Annotated in this window: 5 protein-coding genes and 4 tRNA genes; 2 read left to right on the top strand and 7 right to left on the bottom strand. The window is 49.8% G+C overall.

Features of this window, described 5'->3' with window-relative positions; all coding sequences use genetic code 11:
* The 5 genes from ACLJRE_RS23795 to ACLJRE_RS23775 form a co-directional block, all read right to left on the bottom strand.
* A partial coding sequence (locus tag ACLJRE_RS23795; protein WP_000031667.1) for a GTP-binding protein occupies positions 1-236 on the bottom strand: 236 nt, incomplete at its 3' end.
* 115 nt (positions 237-351) lie between these two features.
* Positions 352-427 (bottom strand) — tRNA-Thr (locus tag ACLJRE_RS23790).
* Between the two features lie 6 nt (positions 428-433).
* A tRNA-Gly gene (locus tag ACLJRE_RS23785) sits at positions 434-508 on the bottom strand.
* A gap of 116 nt (positions 509-624) precedes the next feature.
* A tRNA-Tyr gene (locus tag ACLJRE_RS23780) sits at positions 625-709 on the bottom strand.
* An 8-nt stretch (positions 710-717) separates the two neighbouring features.
* Positions 718-793, bottom strand: a tRNA-Thr gene (locus ACLJRE_RS23775).
* A 19-nt stretch (positions 794-812) separates the two neighbouring features.
* Here ACLJRE_RS23775 and ACLJRE_RS23770 point away from each other — a divergent pair.
* Both ACLJRE_RS23770 and coaA read left to right on the top strand, forming a co-directional pair.
* Positions 813-986: a hypothetical protein gene (locus ACLJRE_RS23770; protein WP_001541267.1), complete on the top strand. Its 174-nt coding sequence runs from the start codon at positions 813-815 to the stop codon at positions 984-986.
* 208 nt (positions 987-1,194) lie between these two features.
* Positions 1,195-2,145 (top strand): type I pantothenate kinase, encoded by a 951-nt coding sequence (gene coaA, locus ACLJRE_RS23765; protein WP_023212681.1) that lies wholly within the window; start codon positions 1,195-1,197, stop codon positions 2,143-2,145.
* A 34-nt stretch (positions 2,146-2,179) separates the two neighbouring features.
* On the opposite strand, the gene birA is transcribed toward coaA, so the two are convergent.
* Complete coding sequence (birA, locus tag ACLJRE_RS23760) at positions 2,180-3,142, bottom strand: bifunctional biotin--[acetyl-CoA-carboxylase] ligase/biotin operon repressor BirA (protein WP_000655746.1); 963 nt, start codon at positions 3,140-3,142, stop codon at positions 2,180-2,182.
* Positions 3,139-4,167, bottom strand: a complete 1,029-nt coding sequence (murB, locus tag ACLJRE_RS23755; RefSeq protein ID WP_001016647.1) for a UDP-N-acetylmuramate dehydrogenase — start codon at positions 4,165-4,167, stop codon at positions 3,139-3,141. Before murB ends, birA begins: the two co-directional genes overlap by 4 nt.
* Positions 4,168-4,614: the final 447 nt, after the last annotated feature.

Below are 4,614 nucleotides of genomic sequence, written 5' to 3'. Positions count from 1 at the left end.
TGTGCGTAGTGGCGGGTCGGGGTATCGTATTCAACGTGAGAAGTGTTGATGGTGATACCACGCGCTTTTTCTTCCGGCGCGTTATCGATCTGGTCGAATGCGCGAGCGGCACCGCCGTAGGTTTTAGCCAGTACGGTAGTAATGGCAGCGGTCAGCGTTGTTTTACCATGGTCAACGTGGCCGATAGTACCGACGTTAACGTGCGGTTTTGTACGTTCAAACTTTTCTTTAGACATCGATTGTCCCTCTAAGACACGGATAAATCGGTGATATCACCACATCAACCAGGCAACACGCCCGACTTGTTGAATGCTAATAAACAGAAGAGAAAAACAGGAAGGAGAAAAGAAGTGGTGCTGATAGGCAGATTCGAACTGCCGACCTCACCCTTACCAAGGGTGCGCTCTACCAACTGAGCTATATCAGCACATCTTGGAGCGGGCAGCGGGAATCGAACCCGCATCATCAGCTTGGAAGGCTGAGGTAATAGCCATTATACGATGCCCGCATCCTGGAACTCGGCTACCTGATTTTCATTCTGCACTGAATATCGAGAGAAACTCTCTTTATTCGAGCCGGTAAGCGAACTTATCGTCTCGGGCTGCGCCATCGCGCGGCCGAAAATGGTGGTGGGGGAAGGATTCGAACCTTCGAAGTCTGTGACGGCAGATTTACAGTCTGCTCCCTTTGGCCGCTCGGGAACCCCACCGGACTTGATGGTGCCGACTACCGGAATCGAACTGGTGACCTACTGATTACAAGTCAGTTGCTCTACCTACTGAGCTAAGTCGGCATCAAGTAGCGCGCATTCTATGGAGACCTGCGTGCTCATGCAACTAAAAAATTGCATAAAATGTTCTATCGCTCACATTTTGCGCTATAAGAGACAAAAATGCTCTAATTTCAAACAAGAGAGCATAAATTTTCGGCATTTTACCGACCGTCTGACCAGGATACGACGCGGCATTTCAACGCTCCGTCGATAGAAAGCAATCTTCTGTATCTGGTATATTCGTCACATTGCTTCTCAGGGATAGCTTTCACAGCGAGATTTTTTCTTATTATTCCTCCCCATCTGGTGTTACCCTCCTGCCCATTGTCCAAATTAACTTAAATGTGACGTGCCGTTGCATGTCAGGGATGGCCCTCGTTCATCGCTGAACTGATGTAGCAATAGCAGCCAGAAACATGCTTATGAGTATAAAAGATCAATCGTTAATGACGCCTTACCTACAGTTTGATCGCAGCCAGTGGGCTGCGCTTCGCGATTCTGTGCCGATGACCCTGACCGAGGATGAGATCGCGCAGTTAAAAGGCATTAATGAAGATTTATCGCTGGAAGAAGTTGCAGAAATATATTTACCTCTCTCCCGTTTGCTAAATTTCTATATCAGTTCAAATCTGCGTCGTCAGGCTGTCCTGGAACAGTTTCTGGGCACTAACGGCCAGCGAATCCCTTACATCATCAGTATCGCGGGCAGCGTCGCAGTGGGTAAAAGCACGACAGCACGCGTTCTACAAGCGTTGCTGAGTCGCTGGCCGGAACACCGCCGTGTTGAATTGATTACCACAGACGGTTTCCTCCACCCAAACCAGGTGTTGAAAGAACGCGGGTTAATGAAGAAAAAGGGGTTCCCCGAATCGTATGATATGCACCGACTGGTGAAATTCGTTTCTGACCTCAAGTCGGGCGTACCGAACGTGACGGCGCCAGTCTATTCTCATTTGATTTACGATGTTATTCCTGAAGGGGATAAAACCGTCGCTCAACCTGATATATTGATTCTTGAAGGTTTGAATGTTTTACAAAGCGGTATGGATTATCCTCACGATCCGCATCATGTATTTGTCTCTGATTTCGTTGATTTCTCTATTTACGTTGATGCGCCAGAAGAACTTCTTCAGACGTGGTATATCAATCGCTTCCTGAAATTCCGCGAAGGGGCGTTTACCGATCCTGACTCTTATTTCCACAATTATGCGAAATTATCTAAAGAAGAAGCTGTTAATACAGCGACTTCGCTTTGGAAAGAAATTAACTGGTTGAATTTAAAACAAAATATTTTACCCACGCGAGAACGTGCCAGCCTTATTATGACTAAGAGCGCTAACCATGCGGTGGAACAGGTAAGATTGCGGAAATAACAGAAAAAAGGGGAGTACCGACTCCCCTTTTTTACTATTCGGCGCTTCGCAGCGATATTTCCCCACCCATCCAGGGTTTAATCACGCCATCCTGTTCAAGCAATAATGCACCCTGAGTATCAATGCCGCGAGAAATACCAAATATTTCTTTGTCGCCAATAATTAGTTTTACCGGGCGATCAATAAAATTATCCAGTTTTTTCCAGCGCGAAAGATAAGGAGAAAGACCTTCTTGCTCAAAAAGCTCAAGCGCAGCACGTAGCTTATAAATCAGCTTTGCGGCCAGCATATTGCGGTCAAGCGTAATTCCGGCCTCTTGTAGTGTGATCCATCCCTGATTTATCACGTCCTCTTCTACGCGACGCATTGCCATGTTAATACCAGCGCCAATCACTATTTGTGCGGCATCGCCCGTTTTACCGGTTAACTCGACCAGAATACCCGCCAGTTTGCGATCCAGCAGGTAGAGGTCGTTAGGCCACTTCACACGAACTTTATCTGCGCCCAGTTCACGCAGCACTTCCGCCATCACAATTCCAATGACCAGACTCAAGCCTATTGCCGCCGCAGGCCCCTGCTCCAGACGCCAGTACATTGAAAGATATAGATTCGCGCCAAACGGTGAGAACCATTTACGCCCGCGACGACCACGCCCTGCCTGTTGGTATTCTGCTACACAGGCATCGCCTGAACGCAGCTCGCCAATTCGATCAAGTAAATACTGATTGGTTGAATCGATAACGGGCAATACCGCCACGTTTCCGCTATCCAGTTGGCTATGAATACGGTCAGCATCCAGTAACTGGATGGGTTCCGGCAAGCTATATCCTTTCCCCGGAACGGTAAATACATCTACTCCCCAGTCGCGTAATGTCTGGATATGTTTATTAATCGCCGCGCGGCTCATTCCCAGCCGTTCACCCAACTGCTCGCCTGAGTGAAACTCTCCGTCGGCAAGTAGTGAGATCAGCGTCAGGGGAACGGTAGTATCTTTCATGCAATGCTCTCCACTGCGTTCACCTCTCCGAGCTGACCAATAAAGCGAACCTCAGGCTCCAGCCAGACATTAAATTTTTCACCCACTTTTTGCCGGACATGATGCGCCAGCGCCACCACATCTTTACTTGTCGCATTATTCGCATTAATCAATACCAGCGCCTGTTGGCGATGTACCGCAGCGCCGCCAATGGCGACGCCTTTCAACTGACATTGGTCTATCAGCCAGCCTGCCGCTAGCTTCACTGAACCGTCTGCCTGAGGGTAATGCGGCGCGTTGGGAAATCGTTCCAGTAGTTCCATGGCGATATCGGCTGCGACAACGGGATTTTTAAAAAAGCTGCCCGCATTGCCATTCACTTTAGGATCCGGCAATTTTGTGGTGCGCATATGGCATACAGCATCAAATACCTGTTGTGCGGTGACCGTTTTCGGGTCCAGACGAGTAAGATCGCCATAGGTCAACACCGGCTGCCATTGCTTTGATAAACGCAGACCCACCGCGACGATCGCAACGCGATCCTGATATTCATTTTTGAAGATGCTGTCACGATAGCCGAAACGGCATTCCGCCGCGGACAAACGCAGACGTTTTCCCGTTTCCAGTTCAACGCAGTCAACGTAGTCGCAGACGCGCTGTAGTTCTACGCCATACGCGCCAATATTCTGTATAGGTGAGGAACCAACGCAGCCAGGGATGAGCGCCAGATTCTCCAGGCCGGGCATGTTGTTGTCCAGCGCGTAGCGAACCAGCTGATGCCAGTTTTCGCCTGCGCCGACGTGTAGGTGCCAGGCATCCGCGGTTTCATTGACCTCAATGCCTTTCAGGCGGTTAAGGATCACGGTGCCGGCGTAATTTTCCAGAAACAGGACATTGCTTCCTTCACCCAGGATCATAACCGGCAGTCCCTCACGAGTTGCTTGCTGCCAGGCGCTCAGTAGTTGTTGTTCGTTTTCAGCGCATACGATGTGCTTTGCACAATGATCAATGCCGAAGGTATTCCAGGGTTTTAGGGAGTGATTCATAGACGCTTTCCTGATGCAAAATCAGGCTTAGTTTACCGCATCTATGTAGGGAAGGCTTGCGGTTATGTCGACGGAATAAGGCGGTATACACAGGCATTATGTCGATGCCGTAGGCCGGATAAGGCGAAGCTGCCATCCGGCGGTGCAGGTTGCCTGATGGCGCTGCGCTTATCAGGCCTGCATTTTTAAATGTTACCACACACGCAAAAAAGCCCGTCCTGACGGACGGGCTTCTTCACTTGTCTGATGCCTGGCAGTTTATGGCGGGCGTCCTGCCCGCCCCCCTACGAGCCGTTGCTGCGCAACGAGTGCTCACCGACAGACTACAGATAAAACAAAAGGCCCAGCCTTTCGACTGAGCCTTTCATTCTATTTGATGCCTGGCAGTTCCCTACTCTCGCATGGGGAGACCCCACACTACCATCGGCGCTACGGCGTTTCACTTCT

The organism is Salmonella sp. SAL04157, from assembly GCF_046551635.1.
Classification (GTDB): Bacteria; Pseudomonadota; Gammaproteobacteria; order Enterobacterales; family Enterobacteriaceae; genus Salmonella; species Salmonella enterica.
Note: the sequence above shows the minus strand (reverse complement) of the source record. Positions and strands in the feature narration are given on the sequence as shown.

Coding starts and splice junctions, on each gene's coding strand:
- birA (WP_000655746.1), bottom strand. CDS start 3,142: ATGAAAGATACTACCGTTCCCCTGACGCTGATCTCACTACTTGCCGAC.
- coaA (WP_023212681.1), top strand. CDS start 1,195: ATGAGTATAAAAGATCAATCGTTAATGACGCCTTACCTACAGTTTGAT.
- ACLJRE_RS23770 (WP_001541267.1), top strand. CDS start 813: ATGGAGACCTGCGTGCTCATGCAACTAAAAAATTGCATAAAATGTTCT.
- murB (WP_001016647.1), bottom strand. CDS start 4,167: ATGAATCACTCCCTAAAACCCTGGAATACCTTCGGCATTGATCATTGT.